This is a genomic window from uncultured Friedmanniella sp., assembly GCF_964244005.1.
In the GTDB taxonomy this organism is placed as follows: domain Bacteria; phylum Actinomycetota; class Actinomycetes; order Propionibacteriales; family Propionibacteriaceae; genus Microlunatus.
Map to the genome: position 1 here is coordinate 1 of NZ_CAXTHG010000043.1, position 17,269 is coordinate 17,269.

Annotated in this window: 15 protein-coding genes and 1 tRNA gene; 4 read left to right on the forward strand and 12 right to left on the reverse strand. The window is 70.8% G+C overall.

Annotated elements, in window-relative coordinates:
- Window positions 1-2: 2 nt before the first annotated feature.
- From ACFE76_RS19215 to lysA, 9 genes are all read right to left on the reverse strand, one after another.
- The gene (locus ACFE76_RS19215; protein WP_375433393.1) at window positions 3-977 is read right to left on the reverse strand and encodes an L-threonylcarbamoyladenylate synthase; all 975 of its coding nucleotides are present in this window, start codon (window positions 975-977) and stop codon (window positions 3-5) included.
- Between the two features lie 40 nt (window positions 978-1,017).
- Window positions 1,018-1,890, reverse strand: a complete 873-nt coding sequence (gene prmC / locus ACFE76_RS19220) for a peptide chain release factor N(5)-glutamine methyltransferase (RefSeq protein ID WP_375433394.1) — start codon at window positions 1,888-1,890, stop codon at window positions 1,018-1,020.
- Window positions 1,887-2,969, reverse strand: a complete 1,083-nt coding sequence (gene prfA / locus ACFE76_RS19225) for a peptide chain release factor 1 (protein ID WP_375433395.1) — start codon at window positions 2,967-2,969, stop codon at window positions 1,887-1,889. The genes prmC and prfA overlap by 4 nt, the downstream gene beginning before the upstream one ends.
- 136 nt (window positions 2,970-3,105) lie before the next feature.
- Complete coding sequence (gene rpmE / locus ACFE76_RS19230) at window positions 3,106-3,318, reverse strand: 50S ribosomal protein L31 (protein ID WP_375433396.1); 213 nt, start codon at window positions 3,316-3,318, stop codon at window positions 3,106-3,108.
- A 150-nt stretch (window positions 3,319-3,468) separates the two neighbouring features.
- Window positions 3,469-5,457 carry a transcription termination factor Rho gene (gene rho, locus ACFE76_RS19235; protein ID WP_375433417.1) on the reverse strand — a complete coding sequence of 663 codons (1,989 nt, stop codon included), beginning with the start codon at window positions 5,455-5,457 and terminating at the stop codon, window positions 3,469-3,471.
- Between the two features lie 386 nt (window positions 5,458-5,843).
- Window positions 5,844-6,761 carry a homoserine kinase gene (thrB, locus tag ACFE76_RS19240; RefSeq protein ID WP_375433397.1) on the reverse strand — a complete coding sequence of 306 codons (918 nt, stop codon included), beginning with the start codon at window positions 6,759-6,761 and terminating at the stop codon, window positions 5,844-5,846.
- Window positions 6,758-7,858 carry a threonine synthase gene (thrC, locus tag ACFE76_RS19245; protein ID WP_375433398.1) on the reverse strand — a complete coding sequence of 367 codons (1,101 nt, stop codon included), beginning with the start codon at window positions 7,856-7,858 and terminating at the stop codon, window positions 6,758-6,760. The genes thrB and thrC overlap by 4 nt, the downstream gene beginning before the upstream one ends.
- A gap of 1 nt (window position 7,859) precedes the next feature.
- Window positions 7,860-9,245, reverse strand: coding sequence for a homoserine dehydrogenase (locus tag ACFE76_RS19250; protein WP_375433399.1), 1,386 nt, complete (start codon window positions 9,243-9,245; stop codon window positions 7,860-7,862).
- A 94-nt stretch (window positions 9,246-9,339) separates the two neighbouring features.
- Window positions 9,340-10,740 (reverse strand): diaminopimelate decarboxylase, encoded by a 1,401-nt coding sequence (gene lysA, locus ACFE76_RS19255; protein ID WP_375433400.1) that lies wholly within the window; start codon window positions 10,738-10,740, stop codon window positions 9,340-9,342.
- A gap of 138 nt (window positions 10,741-10,878) precedes the next feature.
- On the opposite strand from lysA, the gene ACFE76_RS19260 reads away from it, so the two are divergent.
- The 4 genes from ACFE76_RS19260 to ACFE76_RS19275 all read left to right on the forward strand — a co-directional run bounded on the left by ACFE76_RS19260 (window position 10,879) and on the right by ACFE76_RS19275 (window position 13,888).
- A tRNA-Arg gene (locus tag ACFE76_RS19260) sits at window positions 10,879-10,953 on the forward strand.
- Between the two features lie 45 nt (window positions 10,954-10,998).
- Window positions 10,999-11,946 (forward strand): DUF929 family protein, encoded by a 948-nt coding sequence (locus tag ACFE76_RS19265; RefSeq protein WP_375433401.1) that lies wholly within the window; start codon window positions 10,999-11,001, stop codon window positions 11,944-11,946.
- Window positions 11,943-12,401, forward strand: coding sequence for a vitamin K epoxide reductase family protein (locus tag ACFE76_RS19270; RefSeq protein ID WP_375433402.1), 459 nt, complete (start codon window positions 11,943-11,945; stop codon window positions 12,399-12,401). The genes ACFE76_RS19265 and ACFE76_RS19270 overlap by 4 nt, the downstream gene beginning before the upstream one ends.
- A 197-nt stretch (window positions 12,402-12,598) precedes the next feature.
- Window positions 12,599-13,888, forward strand: coding sequence for a glycosyltransferase 87 family protein (locus ACFE76_RS19275; RefSeq protein ID WP_375433403.1), 1,290 nt, complete (start codon window positions 12,599-12,601; stop codon window positions 13,886-13,888).
- Window positions 13,889-13,912: 24 nt separating this feature from the next.
- On the opposite strand, the gene ACFE76_RS19280 is transcribed toward ACFE76_RS19275, so the two are convergent.
- The 3 genes from ACFE76_RS19280 to ngcE are packed head-to-tail and all read right to left on the reverse strand — an operon-like array spanning window position 13,913 to window position 17,210.
- Complete coding sequence (locus ACFE76_RS19280) at window positions 13,913-14,812, reverse strand: carbohydrate ABC transporter permease (protein ID WP_375433404.1); 900 nt, start codon at window positions 14,810-14,812, stop codon at window positions 13,913-13,915.
- Window positions 14,809-15,798 carry a carbohydrate ABC transporter permease gene (locus ACFE76_RS19285; RefSeq protein WP_375433405.1) on the reverse strand — a complete coding sequence of 330 codons (990 nt, stop codon included), beginning with the start codon at window positions 15,796-15,798 and terminating at the stop codon, window positions 14,809-14,811. Before ACFE76_RS19285 ends, ACFE76_RS19280 begins: the two co-directional genes overlap by 4 nt.
- On the reverse strand, window positions 15,795-17,210 hold the full coding sequence (ngcE, locus tag ACFE76_RS19290; protein ID WP_375433406.1) for an N-acetylglucosamine/diacetylchitobiose ABC transporter substrate-binding protein: 1,416 nt from the start codon (window positions 17,208-17,210) through the stop codon (window positions 15,795-15,797). The genes ACFE76_RS19285 and ngcE overlap by 4 nt, the downstream gene beginning before the upstream one ends.
- Window positions 17,211-17,269 lie beyond the last annotated feature (59 nt).

Consider the following 17,269-nt stretch of genomic DNA (forward strand, 5'->3'; position numbering starts at 1 on the left):
ACTCAGTGACGCTCGGGCTCGGGTTCGGCGGGAGGCTCGGGTTCGGCGGGAGGCTCGGGTTCGGCGGCGGGCTCGGGCTCGGCGGGAGGCTCGGGCTCGGCGGGAGGCTCGGGCTCGGACACCAGGTCGACGAGGTCGGGCAGGGTCTCCCGGAGCAGCTCGAGGCTGAGGGCGCCGTGCCGGAGCACCTCACCGTCCTCGTGCTGGCTGAAGTCGACGATCGTGGACGGCGCCCCGCCCGTGGTCGACAGCGGCCCGCCGTCGAGGTAGACGCTGACGGCGTTGCCGAGCTGGTCGACGGCCTCGTCGCAGGTGAGCGCGGCCGGTGAGCCGCTGAGGTTGGCGCTGCTGACCGCCATCGGGCCCGTCCGGCGCAGCACCTCCCGGGTGAGCTCGTGGTCGGGCACCCGTAGCGCGATCGTGCCGCCGGTCTCGCCCAGGTCCATCCGCAGACTGGGCTGGATCTTGCAGATGACCGTCAACGGTCCCGGCCAGTGTCGCGCCACCAGGTCCTTGGCTTGCTCGGGCACGTCGGTCGCCAGCGCCCGGATCAGGCTCGCCTCGCCGATCAGCACCGGCGGTGGCATGTCGCGGCCGCGGCGCTTGGCGTCCAGCAGCCGCTGCACGGCGTCGCCGCTGAAGGCGTCCGCGCCGATCCCGTACACGGTGTCGGTCGGCAGCACCACGCACTCCCCCTGCTCGACCGCCGCGCGCGCCGCCTCGGCCGCCACGGTCAGGTCCGCGCCCGTCCCGGTGCAGTCGAACCGGGTGTACAGGACCGTGGGCTCCTCGCCCGCGTCGTCCCCACCCGCCTCGAGCTCACCTGCGACCTCATCGGTGCCGAAGTCGTCGATCGCGTGCGCAACCGGCTCCGGCTCGTCCGGCTCGTGGGCGGCGAAGGTGACGCTCTCGAGCTCATCGTCGGCGCTGTTGCCCTCAGGCCCGGTGGACGGCTCAGGCCTGACGGACTCGCTCACCCGCCCATCCTGCCAGAGGGGCGCGCCTGAGGACCGGCGTTCATCGGCGCGCGGCGAGCCGGCGGACCGCGGTGACGAACCGGGGACGACCCGTCAGGTCGGGGTGGTCACGGACGGCGCTGAAGCCGCCGGCCGCCGTGACCACGGCCGGAGCGGACTCTCCCTGGGCGTCGGCGTGCTCGAAGCAGAGCAGCCCGCCCGGCTTGAGCAGCCGGGTGGCGGTCCGCACCAGCACCCGGATCGCGTCCAGCCCGTCGGCGCCGGAGAACAACGCCAGCGCCGGGTCGTGGTCGCGCACCTCGGGGGGGACCGACTCGTACGCGTCGAGGGGGATGTAGGGCGGGTTGGCGATGACGAGGTCGACCGTGCCGTCGAGCTCGGGCAGAGCCGTGGCCATGTCGCCGACGTGCACCTCTACGCTGGTGTCGCGCAGGTTGCGCAGGGCCCAGGACGCCGCGTCCTCGCTCAGCTCGACGGCGTGCAGCCGGACGCGCCGGGGCAGCTCGTCGTAGAGCGCCTTGGCGATCGCCCCGGAGCCGGCGCACAGCTCGACCACCAGCGGACGCTGCATCTCCCAAGCCATCGGCCGCAGCTGCTCGATCGCCCAGCCGGTCATCACCTCGGTCTCGGGCCGCGGCACGAAGACCCCAGGCCCGACGGCCAGCTCGACGTGGCGGAAGTAGGCGCGACCCGTCAGGTGCTGCAGCGGGGTCCGGACGGCCCGCAGGATGACCATCGACTCGAAGAGGTCGGCCTGGTCGTCGGTGACCGCGTCCAGCAGCGGCAGCCGCGCCGGCTCGATGTCGCAGGCCAGGCTGAGCAGCACCCGGGCGTCCTGCTCAGGACTCTCGATGCCGGCGTCCCGCAGCTCGGTGACGGCGTACGCCAGCAGCGGGCGTACGGGTCGGCTCACCCGACCGGCTCGCCGACCTGCGACAGCCGCTCCGCCGTGTCGGCCTCCTGCAGGGCGGTCAGGACCGCTCCCATGTCTCCGTTCAGCACGACGTCGAGATTGTAGGCCTTGAAGCCGATCCGGTGGTCGGAGATCCGGTTCTCGGCGTAGTTGTAGGTGCGGATCCGCTCGGAGCGGTCGACCGTCCGCACCTGGCTGCGGCGAGCCGCGGACGCCTCGGTCGCGGCCTGCTCCTCCGCAGCGGCGATCAGCCGGGACCGCAGCATCCGCATCGCCTGCTCGCGGTTCTGCAGCTGGGAGCGCTCGTTCTGGCAGGAGACCACGATGCCGCTCGGCAGGTGGGTGATCCGGACCGCGGAGTCGGTGGTGTTGACGCCCTGGCCGCCCGGGCCCGAGGAGCGGAAGACGTCGATCCGCAGGTCGTCGTCGAGGATCTCGACCTCGGTCTCCTCGACCTCGGGCATCACCAGCACGCCGGCGGCCGAGGTGTGCACGCGGCCCTGAGACTCGGTCACGGGCACCCGCTGCACGCGGTGCACGCCGCCCTCGAACTTGAGCACGCCGTACGGCATCGCGTCCGGCTCGCCCACCGAGGACGCCTTGATGGCGGCGGTGACCGATCGGTAGCCGCCGAGGTCGGTCTCCTGGGCGTCCAGCACCTCGACCTTCCAGCCGCGGCTCTCGGCGTAGCGGGTGTACATCTTCAGCAGGTCGGCGGCGAACAGGGCCGACTCCTCACCACCCTCACCGGACTTGATCTCGACCAGCGCGTCGGCGGAGTCGTTGGGGTCGCGGGGCGCGAGCAGCCGGGTGAGCCTTTCGACCACGGGTACCAGCTGTTCCTCGAGCGCGGTCGCCTCCGCGGCAAAGCTCACGTCGTCCGCGGCCAGCTCCTGCGCCGCGGCGAGGTCGTCGGTGATCCGGGTGTAGTCAGTCATCGCCTTGACGATCGGCGTCAGCTCGGCGTACCGCCGGCCGACCCGACGCGACCGGGCCATGTCGGCGTGGATCGTCGGGTCACCAAGCTCGAGCTCGAGCGCGGCGAACTCCTCCAGCAGCGGACCAGCAGCCTCAAACACGAGCGAGCTCCCGACTTGTCAGAACTGAGCTGCCCCCTAGGACAACTCAGTTCTGACAAGTCGGCCGGGGTGGGGTGGAGACGTGCGAAACGCCGGGAGACAAGGACGAGTCCCTGCCTCCCGGCGTCCCGGAGTGCTACTTGGCGAGCTTGGCGTACCGCTTCTCGAAGCGGGCGACGCGGCCACCGGTGTCAAGGATCTTCTGCTTGCCCGTGTAGAACGGGTGGCAGGCCGAGCACACGTCGGCGCGGATGATGCCGTCGCCGTTGGTGCTGCGGGTGGTGAACGTGGCGCCGCAGGTACAGGTGACCTGGGTCTCCACGTACGTCGGGTGGATGTTGGCCTTCATGTCGATCTCCTCATCTGCGTACCGGGTCGTCACGCGCGCTGCGGGACGTGAACCGGCACCAAAGGGTTCATTATGGCGCGGAGGCTTCCGCGCTCACAAATCCTCCAACCGCGAACCCCCGGGCTTTTAGTCCCGGGGCCCCGCAGCCGGTCAGGCCGGGATGTTCTTGGTGATGGCCATCAGGAACTCGCCGTTGCTCGAGGTCTTCCGCAGCCGGTCGAGCAGCATCTCCAGACCCTGCAGGTTGTCCAGACCGCCGATCACCCGGCGCAGCTTCCAGACGATGGCCAGCTCCTCGCGGCTCATCAGCAGCTCCTCGCGGCGGGTGCTGGAGGCGTCGACGTCGATGGCCGGGAAGATGCGCTTCTCGGAGAACTCCCGGCGCAGCCGCAGCTCCATGTTGCCGGTGCCCTTGAACTCCTCGAAGATCACCTCGTCCATCTTCGAGCCGGTCTCGATCAGCGCCGTGGCGAGGATGGTCAGCGAACCGCCGCCCTCGATGTTGCGCGCCGCCCCGAAGAACTTCTTCGGCGGGTACAGCGCGGCGGAGTCCACCCCACCGGACAGGATCCGGCCCGAGGCCGGGGCCGCGATGTTGTACGCGCGGCCCAGCCGGGTGATGCCGTCGAGGAGCACGACCACGTCCCGGCCGACCTCGACCAGTCGCTTGGCCCGCTCGATCGCCAGCTCGGCGACCGTGGTGTGGTCGCTGGCCGGACGGTCGAACGTCGAGGCGATGACCTCGCCCTGGACGGCCCGCTGGAAGTCGGTGACCTCCTCGGGACGCTCGTCGACCAGCACGACCATGAGGTGGACCTCGGGGTTGTTCTGGTGAATGGCGTTGGCGATGGACTGCATGATCATCGTCTTGCCCGCCTTGGACGGCGACACGATCAAGCCACGCTGCCCCTTGCCCACCGGGCAGACCAGGTCGATGATCCGGCCCGTCAGGTTGCTCGGGGTCGTCTCCATCTTGAGCCGGTCCTGCGGGTAGAGCGGCGTCAGCTTGGCGAACTCCACCCGGTTGCGAGCCTGCTCCGGGTCGCCGCCGTTGACCGTCTCCAGCTTGATCAACGGGTTGGACTTGGAGGGCTTGCCGGTGGTGTTCTGCTCGCCCTCCTTCAACGCCTTGACCGAACCGGTGACGACGTCGCCCTTGCGCAGGCCGTACTTCCTGATCATGGCGAGGGTGACGTACGCGTCCTCAGGAGCCGGCAGGTAGCCCGACGTACGGACGAAGCCGTAGCTGTCCATCACGTCGAGAATGCCGCGCGCCGGAACGAGGACGTCGTCCTCGGACACGACCGGGTCGGCCTCGTACCCGTTGAGACCGCCACCGTTGCCGCCGCGGGTGGGCCGGCGGTTCTGCCGGTCACGGCTCCGACGCCGACGACCGCGACGGCCGCCCTGGTCGTCGTCCCAGTCCCCCCGCTGGTCGTTGCGACCTTGGTCGTTGCGGTTCTGGTCGTTGCGGTTCTGGTCGTTGCGGTTCTGGTCGTTACGGTTCTGGTCGTTACGGTTCTGGTCGTTACGGTTCTGGTCGTTCCGGCTCTGGTCGTTGCGGCTCTGGTCGCTACGGCCCTGGTCGCTACGGCCCTGGTCGTTACGGCCCTGGTCGTTGCGCGCTTGGTCGTTGCGTGCGGCGTCGCCGTTCTGCCGGCTCTGGTCGCCGTTCTGCCGGCTCTGGTCGCCGTTCTGCCGGCTCTGGTCGCCGTTCTGGCGGCCGTTCTGCTCGCGGGGCTGGGTGTCCCGGCCCTGCTCGCGGCGGCGCTGCCGGCCGTCACCGGCGTCGTCACCGTTGCGGGCGGTGGTGTCCCCGTCCGGCTGACGCTCGGGGGCAGGCTCGGCCCGCACCTCCTCGACGCGGGCGATCGCCTCACGCGGAGCGCGCTGCAGGTCGTCGAGCGCGGCGGCCACGTCGGCCTTGGCTGCGCTGCTGCGGCTCGGCTGCTCGGCCGGAGCCTCGGCCTGCCGCGCGGAACGGCGCTCGCTGGTACCGGTGGTCACGGCGGGGCTGGACGAGCCGCCGGAGCCGCCCTGCGCGGACCGGATGGCCTCGATCAGCTGGCCCTTGCGCATCGCGCCGGTGCCTCGCAGACCCAAGGTGCTGGCGAGCTGCTTCAGCTCGGGCAGGACCATGGCGTCCAAGCCTGATCCCTTACGCCGACGAGCGCCCGCGCCGTCGGTCGGCGCAACGCTCGTCATTTCGGCGGTGTCAGTCAAGATTTTTCCTTTCGGATCGGGCACGGATGCCCATCCAGGCCCTGAAATGCGTCACTCCAGGGCGGTAGTACTGAGTTCGCGTCACGTCGTGGCGACGTGTCGTGGAAGTGGCGGGGACACGCCGTGAGCGTCGTCCGCGCCGCGCCTGCCTCCGCGGCGATGTCCAGCCCAGAACCGTTACCTGCGACTCGTCGTGAGTCACTGTGGTTCCCCTGGCCAGGCGGCACGGAAAGGCTAGCACTCACCAGCCACTATTCGTCCACCCGGACGCCGAGTGTTCGCCGTGGCCGCCGGCAAGCCCTTCAACCGGTGGTCGTCGCGAGGTCGGCCCCGGTCCCGATGCCCACCCCCAGCCGCCGGAACCCGGCGGTGTCCGGGATCTCGCTGTCCCCGCCGCCGCTGAGCACCAGCACCGTCGGGCCGGCGCCGCTGATCACCGCGGCGTGGCCGGCCGCGCGCAGCGTCGTCATCAACGCCCACGAGACCGGCATCGCCGGCTCGCGGTAGTCCTGGTGCAGCCAGTCGGCGGTCGCGTCGAGCAACCGGTCCGGATCAGCGGCCATGGCGTGCACCAGCAGAGCGGACCGGCCGCTGTTCTGGGCAGCGTCACGGTGCGGGACCGTACCCGGCAACAGACCCCGGGCTGCCGTGGTGGCGACCGCGACGTCCGGGATGAACACCGTGGCCGTGACGTCGGGGTGGACCGGCACGACCGCGACGTCCAGACCGGCGGCGCCGGTGTAGGCGAGGGTGAAGCCGCCGTAGATCGCCGCCGCGACGTTGTCGGGGTGACCCTCGACGTCGCAGGCGTGCTGCAGGAGCCAACGCCGACGGGCGGAGGCTTCTTCCGCGGGGCCGACCAGGGCGGCCGCCGCGAGCAGTCCGGCCACGATCGCCGCCGAGGACGAGCCGAGACCACGGCCGTGCGGGATCGTGTTGTGGCAACGCAGCCTCAAGCCGGGCACGCTCACGCCGAGGTCGGCGAGACCGCGGACCGCCGAGCGCAGGATCAGGTGCGAGTCGTCGCGCGGGACCGCGTCGGCGCCCTCCCCGGTGACGTCGACGACGTAGCCGCCGTCGGTGACGCCCAGCTCGACCGACTCACGCCAGGAGAGTGCCAGGCCGAAGCAGTCGAAGCCCGGACCCAGGTTGGCGCTGGTGGCCGGCACCTCGACGGTGACCGTCCGGCCCGGCTCCAGCACGCGTGGACTCGCGGTCACTCCCGCAGACCGCAGACCTCGGCCACGGCCCCGAGCTCGGCGCGGACGACCTCGGCCTGCAGCGGGGTCCAGCGCGACAGGGCCGTGTCCACGTCCTTGAGCCCGTGACCGGTGACGGTCACCGTGATCTGCTGGCCGGCGTCCAGCTCACCACGCTCGCGCTTGGCCAGCAGGCCGGCGACCCCGGCCGCTGAGGCGGGCTCCACGAAGATGCCCTCTCGGCTGGCCAGGAACGCCTGCGCGTCGAGGATCTGGTCGTCGGTGACGGCCTCGATCAGCCCGCCGGACTCGTCCCGGGCAGCCCGGGCGAGGTGCGCGGAGGCCGGGTTGCCGATCCGGATGGCGGTGGCCACGGTCTCGGGGGCCAGCACGCGCCTGCCCAGCACCAACGGCGCGGCACCGGCGGCCTGGAAGCCCCACATCCGCGGCGTCCGGGTGGCGTGCCCGGCCTCGGCGTACTGCCGGTAACCGCGCCAGTAGGCGGAGATGTTGCCGGCGTTGCCGACCGGCATCACGTGCAGGTCCGGGGCGTCGCCGAGGGCGTCGACGATCTCGAACGCGGCCGTCTTCTGGCCCTCGAGGCGCAGGTCGTTGACCGAGTTGACCAGGGCCACCGGATAGCTCTCGGCCAGCTGGCGGGCCAGCTCGAGGCAGTCGTCGAAGTTGCCGTCCACCTGGACGACCTTGCCTCCGTGCACGATGGCCTGGACGAGCTTGCCGGTGGAGATCCGGCCGGCCGGCAGCAGCACGACGGGCAGCATCCCGGCGCGCGAGGCGTACGCAGCGGCACTGGCGGAGGTGTTGCCCGTCGAGGCGCAGACCACCGCACGGGCGCCGGTCGCGGCGGCGGCGCTGACCGCGACCGTCATCCCGCGGTCCTTGAAGGAGCCGGTCGGGTTGGCCCCCTCGACCTTGATGAAGACCGAGCAGCCCAGCAGCTCGGCCAACGGGCCGGCTTCGACGAGCGGCGTGCTGCCCTCACCGAGGGACACCACGGGGTCGGTCGGGGCGAGCGGCAACCACTCGCCGTAGCGGGCGATCAGTCCGGAGGCGAGCCGGACCCGGGCCGGGCGTTCCGCGACGGGGGCCTGGGCCATGTCACTCACCTTCTACTCGCATCACACTGGTCACGTCGCGGACGACGTCGAGCTCGTGCAGGGACGCCACGGTCGCGCTGAGCGCCGCATCGGTGGCGCGGTGGGTGACGATCACCAGCGAGGCCTCGGCACCGCGGCCGTTCTGCCGCACCGTCTGGATCGAGACGTCGTGCTCGGCGAAGACCTGGGCGATCCGGGCGAGCACGCCCGCCACGTCGGCCACCTCGAGCGAGAGGTGGTAGCGGGTGGTGACCGAGCCGATCGCGGCCACCGGGCGGGCGGCGTAGCTGGACTCCCCGGGCCCGACCGCGCCGCGGACCCGGTTGCGGGCCACGGTGACGAGGTCGCCGAGCACGGCGCTGGCGGTCGGCGAGCCACCGGCGCCCGGGCCGTAGAACATCAGCCGACCTGCGGAGCGGGACTCCACGAAGATCGCGTTGTACGCCCCGCCGACCCCGGCGAGCGGGTGGCTGCGCGGGATCATCGCCGGATGCACCCGGACTGAGACGCTGCGGTCACGGCCAGACGTCGAGGGGTCGGAGAGCTGGCACAGCGCCAACAGCTTGACCACGCAGCCGATCGCCTTGGCCGAGGAGATGTCGGACGAGCTCACCTCGCTGATGCCCTCGCGGTAGACGTCCGCCGCGGTGACCCGGGTGTGGAAGGCCAGGCTGGCCAGGATCGCCGCCTTGGCCGCCGCGTCGAAGCCCTCGACGTCGGCGGTCGGGTCGGCCTCGGCGTAGCCGAGCTCCTGCGCCTCGGCGAGGGTCTCGGCGAAGCCCGCGCCGTCGGTGTCCATCTTGTCGAGGATGAAGTTGGTGGTGCCGTTGACGATGCCGATCACCGAGGTGATCTCGTCGCCGACCAGCGACTCGCGCAGCGGCCGGATGATCGGGATGGCGCCGGCGACCGCGGCCTCGAAGTACAGGTCGGCCTTGGCCTGCTCGGCGGCGGTGAACAGGGTGGCCCCGTCCTCGGCCAGCAACGCCTTGTTGGCCGTGACCACGGAGGCACCGTTGGCGAGGGCGGCGAGAATCAGCGAACGGGCGGGCTCGATGCCGCCGATCACCTCGATCACCAGGTCGACGTCGGGTCGGGTCACCAGCGAGGCGGCGTCGGTGGTGAACAACGCCGGGTCGATGCCGGGGCGGCTGCGGTTGGGCCGGCGGACGGCGATGCCGACCAGCTCGAGCGGTCGGCCGACGCGGGCACGCAGGTCGACAGCCTGCTCGGTCAGCAGCCGCGCGACCTCCGAGCCGACCACGCCGCAGCCGAGCAGGGCCACCCGTAGCGGCGAGCCGGAGAGGTCGGTGGTGCTGGCCGCTGCCGCGGTCTGCCGCACCGGCCCAGCGTTCGGCGGCGCGCTCGTGGCGGTCGCGCTGGTCATCGTCAGAGGGTCCTTCCGGCTTCATGTCCTGCGCCGACGGGGGCTGACGGCGCCCCATTCTCTCCCATGAGCGGCAGCGGGACGAACAAATCCGTCAGCCGACGTCGAGGGCCAGCAGGTCCTCGATCGTCTCGCGCCGGATCAGCGTCCGCACCTCGCCGCTGGTGACCGCGACCACGGGCGGCCGGGGCACGTGGTTGTAGTTGCTGGCCATCGACCGGCTGTACGCACCGGAGGCCGGCACGGCGATCAGGTCACCGGGCGCCACGTCGGCGGGCAGGAACTCGTCGCGGACCAGGATGTCGCCGCCCTCACAGTGCATCCCGACCACGCGCGCCAGCGCCGGCGGGGCGTCGGAGCGCCGGTTGGCGACGGTCGCGGAGTACTCCGCGGCGTACAGGGCCGTCCGGATGTTGTCGCTCATCCCGCCGTCCACGGCCACGTAGAGCCGGCTGGTGCCGCCGTCCAGCAGCACCTGCTTGACCGTGCCGACGCGGTAGAGGGCGAACGCGCTGGGGCCGCTGATCGCCCGGCCCGGCTCGATCGACAGGTGCGGGACGGTGATCCCGAGGCTCGCACACTCGGCGTCGATGATGCCGCGCAGGGCCGTCGCCAGAGCCTGCGGGGTCGACGGGGTGTCGGCGCTGGTGTAGGCGATGCCGAAGCCGCCGCCGAGGTCGAGCTCGGGCAGCTCGACGCCGCTGCTCTGGGCGAAGTCGGCGTGCAGTCGCAGCGTGCGGCGGGTCGCGACCTCGAAGCCGTCCGGCTCGAAGATCTGCGAGCCGATGTGGGAGTGGATGCCGACCAGGTCGAGCCAGGACGCGTGGTGGCAGGCCGCCAGGGCCTCAGCCGCCTGGCCGCCGGCAATCGAGAACCCGAACTTCTGGTCCTCGTGGGCGGTGGCGATGTACTCGTGGGTGTGGGCCTCCACGCCGGTGGTCACCCGGACCATCACCCGCGCCCGCAGCTGCAGCTCCTCAGCCAGCGCGCTCAGCCGGGCGATCTCGTCGAAGGAGTCGACGATGATCCGGCCCACGCCGGCGGTCAGGCCATGGCGCAGCTCGGCGACGCTCTTGTTGTTGCCGTGCAGACCGACCCGGCGCAGGTCGACCCCGGCGCGCTGGGCCACGGCCAGCTCACCGCTGCTGCAGACGTCGATCCCCAGCCCCTCCTCACTCACCCAGCGGGCCACGGCGGTGCACAGGAACGACTTCGCGGCGTAGTAGATCTCCCAGCCGGCGAACGCCTCGGCGAACGCCCGGGCGCGGGCCCGCAGGTCGGCCTCGTCCACCACGTACGCCGGGGTGCCGACCCGGTCGGCAAGCTCGGTCACGCTCATCCCCGCGACGGTGAGCACGCCGTCGGCGTCCTTGGCCGCGTTCGCGCTCCAGAGCCGGGGCAACAACGCGTTCACGTCCTCGGGCAGCGCCAGCCAGCTGGGCGCGCGGGAAGTTGCGTCCGCGTGGATCGAGCCTGCGACATGGGTGTGGGTCACGGGTACGAGCCTGCCAGATCCGACCGAGCGCGGCGGGCTCCGCCAGCCGCTGGACCTGTCGGCTGGCACGGCCACCCCGCCGACACTGGTACATTTCTCTTCGGTCCAGACGGGCTGATGGCCGGTTCGACCGGCCCGGCCCCCGTAGCTCAGGGGATAGAGCACCGCCCTCCGGAGGCGGTGGCGCAGGTTCGAATCCTGCCGGGGGCGCCAGTACGGCGGCACGATCGCTCGGGCCGGATCGTTCAGGATGGTGTCATGACCTCGCCCAAGCCAGCCAGCCGCCCGGGAACCAAGGGCCGGTCGGCGCCGCAGCGCACCACCCCCGCGCCGGCCCGCCCGTCCAAGGCCGCGTCGGCCCGGGCCCGGCTCGCGGCGGAGCAGGCCCGGCAGGCGCGACGTCGGCGCCGGTTGATCATGGCCATCGTCCCGATCGCCGTGGTGCTCGTCGCCGTCGGTGCGCTCGTCGTCGTCAAGCTGACGGGGGTCGGGTCACGGGCACCCGTGGCCACCGGTCCGGCCGAGAGCGGCGTGATCAGCCAGGTCACCGGAGTACCTGCGGGCGTGCTGGACCAGGTCGGCACCGGCACGATCAGGACGCCCCCGGCGCCGATCAGCGCCCCTGCGCTGACCGCGGACGGCAAGCCCCGGGTGCTCTACGTCGGCGCGGAGTACTGCCCCTACTGCGCGGCGGAACGGTGGGCGATGGTCGTCGCCCTCTCCCGGTTCGGCACCTTCTCCGGTCTCGGCCAGACGGCGTCCTCAGCCGACGACGTCTTCCCGAGCACGCCCACGCTGTCCTTCCACGGCTCGAGCTACACGAGCTCGACGGTGTCCTTTACCGGGGTGGAGACCGAGGACGGAAAGGGTGCGCCGCTGGACACGCTGTCGGCGGCGGACCAGCAGACCTTCAGCACCTACGCCAGCCCGCCGTACGTTCCGGCGAGCTCCAAGGGTGCGATCCCGTTCGTGAACATCGGCGGCAGGTACCTGATCAGCGGCGCCTCCTACGACGCGCAGGTGCTGCAGGGCAAGACCCACGCACAGGTGGCCGCGGCGCTGTCGGACCCGAGCTCGGACATCGCCAAGGCGGTCGACGGGAGCGCCAACGTGATCACCGCGGCGATCTGCGCGACCACCAAGAACGCCCCCACGGCCGTCTGCACCTCCGCCGGCGTCCAGGCCGGGGCCAAGGCGCTCTCGTGAGCGCCGACGTCGCCACGCCGCGCCGGACCCGGGTCGACCCGTCGTTCGTGATCGCCCTGGTCGGGCTGGTCATCTCGATCTACCTGACGGTCGAGCACTTCACCTCCCCCGCGCTCCTGGCCTGCCCGGAGGGGGCGGTCGTCAACTGCGCCAAGGTCACCTCGAGCTCGTACTCGACGATCCTCGGGGTCCCGGTCGCCGTCCTCGGGCTCGCCTACTTCGTCGGGATGGCTGCGCTCGCGAGCCCGGCCGGCTGGCGTGTTCGGGCCCTCGACCCGGTGCGGGTCGCGGCGGTGGTTCTCGGGGTGGTGATGGTGCTCTACCTCGTCTGGGTCGAGCTCTTCCGCGTCAACGCCCTGTGCCTGTGGTGCACGGCCGTCCACGTCTGCACCCTCGCGCTGCTGGGCACCGTGCTCTGGCGGATCTCCGACCGGGACGCAGCCCGCACGCCGTAGCCGGCGGACCTTCAGGTGCCTCCGAGCGCTCCGCGCCCAGACCCAGTGACGGTCGTGGACGCGCTGGGTCCGTCGTCGATCACGGCCCAGGCGCTCGTCCGACTCACGCCACGACGGTGAGGGCCTGACCGACCAACCGGCTCGACCGCAGCACGGTGATACATTCGCCGGGATCTGCCGTCGGACGGGAAGCCTCAGTGTCTGCTCACGCCCCTGCCCCCACCCGACCCGGTGCGGGTCTGCCCCGGCGTCTGTCGGCCTGGTACGACCAGCGCCGGAGCGGCCGGACGCTGGTCCTCGGCTGGCTGGGCACCCGGGTCGCGATGCTGGTCATCCTCGCCCTGGCCGAACGCTTCGTGGTCGGCGACGTCTTCTACTACCACCGCAAGATCCACGCGCTCTTCAGCGTCGGACTGCCCGCCACCCTGAACGAGTACCCGACCCCGGTCACCTGGCTGCTGTGGCTGCCGTACGGAGTCACCGGCGGTAACCGCACCGGCTACCTGGCGGCGTTCGTCGTCTTCATGCTGCTGCTGGACGGGCTGTTCACGGTCGCGCTCTGGCGCAGCAGCGGCCGCCGGCACACCTGGTCGTGCGACTTCTGGCTGCTCTTCGTCTTCCTGATCGGTCCGCTGTCCTACCTGCGCTTCGACATCCTGCCCGCGGTGCTCGCGGGCGGGGCGCTGCTGGCGGCCCGCCGGCGACCCTGGGTGACCGGTGCCCTCACCGGTCTGGGGGCGGCGGTCAAGCTGTGGCCGGCGCTGCTGATCGGTCCGTTCCTGGCGCACCGACAAACCCGCCGGCCCGTCGCCTGGTCGTTCGTCGCTGTCGGGTTCGGGCTCGCCGCGATCAGCCTGGTCCTCGGTGGCTGGGCGCGGCTGGTCTCACCGCTGACCTGGCAGTCCGACCGGGGTCTGCAGGTCGAGTCGACCTGGGCCACGCCGGTGATGCTGGCCCGCGCGCTCAAGCCCTCAGGCTGGACGGTCGACCTCTCCAGGTACCAGGCCTATGAGGTGTTCGGGCCCGGCGTCGGACCGCTGCTGACCCTCAGCACCATCGCCACCGTGCTCGGGCTTGCGGCCATCGCGGCCCTGGTCGTCCGGGCCCACCGGCATCCGGCGCCGTCCGCGGTGGGGGTTGGGGTCGCCGTGCTGGCGACCGTCGCGATCATGACCATCACCAACAAGACCCTGAGCCCGCAGTACCTGCTCTGGCTCGGCGGCGCGATGGCCGCGCTGCTGCTGCTCAGCTCGGACGACGATCCGGTCGACCACCGGGTCGTCCGGCGGCTGGGTTCCCAGCTGCTCGTCCTGGCGCTGTTGACCCACCTCGTCTACCCGCTGTTCTACGACGCCTTCCTCGGCCAGCACGGCCACGCCGGGATCGTCGTCTCGACGCTGATCACCGCCGCCCGCAACGTGTTCCTGGTGATCTTCACCGCCCGGGCCTGTCGGCTGGCCTGGCGACGACTGGCTCGCCCGGCCTGACGCCAAGAGAGCCTGCGCTGCGGGCTACTTCGACGTTCCCTGGGTCACCGAGCCCTGCAGCTGGCGCTGGAAGAGGATGTAGACCACGAGCACCGGGGTCACGGTGATCACCACGGCGGCGAAGAGCGCACCGAAGTCCACCGCGTAACCGGCCTGGGAGGCAAAGGCCGCCATTCCCTGGGACAGCACGTAGTTCTTCACGTTGGTGTTCAGGGCGACGGGGATCAGGAACTGGTTCCACAGGCCGAGGAAGTTGAAGATCAACACCGAGGTGAGGCCGTTCTTGGCCATCGGCAGCATCACGAGGAAGAACGTCTGCCACTCCCCCGCCCCGTCGAGCGCCGCCGCCTCGCCGATCTCGTCGGGCAGGGCCTTGAAGAACGAGAACAGGAAGAAGACCGTGAACGGCAGGGCGAACGCGACGTAGGTGATGATCAAGCCGGGCAGGGTGTTGAGCAGACCGAAGTTCTTGAGGGTGAAGAAGAGTGGGACGATCGCGAGGAAGATCGGGAAGGTCAGCCCGGCGAGCATGGCGTAGTAGATGAGCCGGGTACCGGGGAACGAGAACCGGGCCAGCACGTAGGAGCACATCGACCCGAGGATCATCACCAGGACCAGCGCCGACCCCACCACGATGATCGTGTTCAGGAAATAGCTGCCGATCCCGGCGGTGGTCCAGGCGTTGACGTAGTTGACCACGTTCAGGCTGGTGGGCAGCGAGAACGGGGACGAGAAGATCTGGTTCGTCGTCTTGAACGAGGTCATCAGCGTCCACAGCAGGGGCAGCACGACGATCAGCGACCAGAGCACCAGCACGGCGTGCGACACCGTCCCGAACGCCCGCTCGCTGGCCGGCACCGGCGTCCGGCGACGCGGCGGGACCTCGGCGCTGGCCGTCCGCGGCGCCAGCTCGGTCGTGGTCACCGCGACACCTCCCGGCCGGCGGTCAGCCGGTTGACGGCGAACACCAGGCCGGAGAAGACCAGGGTGATCGCGGCCAGCACGACGCCCATCGCGCAGGCGACCCCGAACTGCCCCTTGGTGAAGGCGGTGGTCAGCAGCTGCTGCGACATCACCAGGGTCGAGTTGTCGGGACCGCCGCCCGGGTTGAGCGCCGCCATGTAGACAAAGGCGTCCAGGGCCAGGATGCCCATGTAGACGTACGCGGTCTGCACGTTGTCGCGGATCAGCGGCACGGTGATGCTGACCGCGGTCCGCAGCCGCCCGCTGCCGTCGATCCGGGCGGCCTCGAAGATCTCGGCCGGGATGCCCTTGATCGCGGCCACGAACAACACCATGTAGAAGCCGACGAAGCCCCAGACGATCACGAAGATCGTCGCGGCCATCGCCGTCCGGGAGTCGCCGAGCCACGGGAACGACGCTGCGCTCTTGATGCCGACACTGGTCAGGATGCCGTTCAGCACGCCACTGCTGGGGTCGTAGATCCGGCCCCACATGATGCCGATCACGATGGCCGGGATCACGTAGGGGAAGAAGGACACGACCCGGTAGAAGTTGGAGCCCCGCAGACCCCGGGTCTGGCCGTGGCTGCTGCCCCCGACGGTGAGCAGGGAGGCCAGCGCGAGCGACAGCACGATGGTGACCAGCGGCAGGATGATCACCAAGATGATGTTGTTCCGCATGGCCCGCAGAAAGATCGAGTCGCTCAGGACCCGTGTGTAGTTGCGGATCCCGACGAAGTTCTGCGTCGGGGTGAAGCCGCTCCAGTCGGTGAGGGAGTAGTAGACCGCCTGGATGAACGGCGAGACCACGAAGATCACGTAGATGGCCAGCGGCAGGCCGAGGAAGACCAGCAGGAAGCTGACCCGGTCGAAGGTCAGCGGACGTCGACGGCGCCGGACAGGGGCGGTGCCCCTGCCCGGCTGCAGCGGTGCGACGACCGCGGTCACTTCACCTCGATCTTCTTGACGGAGTCGTCCTTGGCGACCTTGTCGGTGATCTGCTGCAGGGACTTGGTCAGCGTGGCCACGTCGGACTTGCCGTCGAGAAAGCTGTTCCACACCACGAGCTGGTCGGTGTTCATGCCGTAGTAGTCGACGAACTGCCAGGAGAAGATGTTCGACCCGGCCGCTTCGAGCAGCGTGGTCTGGGAGACCAGCGCTGTCGAGCCGAAGCCGTCCGCCGGCACGGTGCCCTTGACGATGCTGGGGGCCAGCAGGGTCTTGGCGAAGTTGGTCGCCGCGTCCTTGCTCAGCATCACCCGCAGCAGCTCCTTGCCGCCGGCGGGGTTCTTGGCCTTGGTGGGCACGACGAAGGGCTCACCGGCGGTGCTGTGCAGGGCCTCGTACGGCAGCGTGCTGCCCGAGGTGACGGTCGGCTCGGCCGCCCCGGTCATCTTGAACCCGGTCTTGGTCTGCTTCTTCATCTCGTTCTCGATCCACGAGCCCGAGGGGTAGAGGATCGCGTCCTCGTCGTTGCTCCACTGGGCCTGCGCGGCGGTGAACTGGGTGCCCGAGCCGCCCGGCTTGAAGTAGCCGGCGTCGACGACCTTCTTCATCGCGGTGAACACCGCCTGGACGGCCGGTAGGGACCAGCAGTCGGGCTTGAGGTTCTCGAGTGAGAGCCGGACGTCGTCGCCGCCCTCCTTGATCGCCGAGGCGATGGCCATCGTCTGGTAGTAGGTCGCGGCCTCCTTGCCCCAGGTGAAGAGGTACTTGCCCTTCTCCTTGGCCTTGGCGCCGAGCGCCAGCGCGTCGTCCCAGGTCTTGGGCGGCTCCCAGCCGTTCGCCTCGAACAGCGACGCCGAGTACCACAGGGCGTAGACGGTGAGGCTGTAGTTGAGCGCGGCAAACTTGCCGTCGAACGTGCCCGGGGTGAGCACCCCTTCGTAGAGGGTGTCGCGGATCTTGGCGCCCTCGAGGTTCGGGGCGTCGATCACCGAGCTGAGGTCCTCGAGCTGGTCGATGATCGTCGAGATGCCGATCGCGTTCGCGCCCGAGTTGTCGATCAGGTCCGGCGGGTTGCCGCCGACGAAGCGCGGCTGGAGCTCCTGGGCGATGTTGGTCGACGGGGCCACCGTCGGGGTGACCGTCGGATGGACGGCCTTGAGCTTGTCGGCGGCGTACTTGACGTAGTCGATGCCGTAGCCGCCGTTGAAGATCACCGCGTCGACGGTCGAGCTGTCGGCCAGCCCGAAGGGGTTGGTGCTCGATACCGCGCCGGTCGGACCCGCGCTCGCTCCCGTGTCGCCGCCGCCGGCCGCGCACGAGGCGAGACCCCCGGCCACCGGGGTCAGGGCCGCCGCCGTGAGGGCCAGCCGCAGGAGCTGGCGGCGGTGCAGGTGTCGTGGGGTGCTGTCCATCGGGGTGCTGCCTCTCGTCGAAAGGGTGCTGGGTGGAAGGTATGAGACTCGAGCGTGTC

Bases quoted from the DNA above. Each gene is read 5' to 3' on its own strand.
- thrC (WP_375433398.1), bottom strand. From the start codon at position 7,858: ATGGCCCAGGCCCCCGTCGCGGAACGCCCGGCCCGGGTCCGGCTCGCC.
- rho (WP_375433417.1), bottom strand. From the start codon at position 5,457: ATGGTCCTGCCCGAGCTGAAGCAGCTCGCCAGCACCTTGGGTCTGCGA.
- ACFE76_RS19250 (WP_375433399.1), bottom strand. From the start codon at position 9,245: ATGACCAGCGCGACCGCCACGAGCGCGCCGCCGAACGCTGGGCCGGTG.
- ACFE76_RS19265 (WP_375433401.1), top strand. From the start codon at position 10,999: ATGACCTCGCCCAAGCCAGCCAGCCGCCCGGGAACCAAGGGCCGGTCG.
- rpmE (WP_375433396.1), bottom strand. From the start codon at position 3,318: ATGAAGGCCAACATCCACCCGACGTACGTGGAGACCCAGGTCACCTGT.
- ngcE (WP_375433406.1), bottom strand. From the start codon at position 17,210: ATGGACAGCACCCCACGACACCTGCACCGCCGCCAGCTCCTGCGGCTG.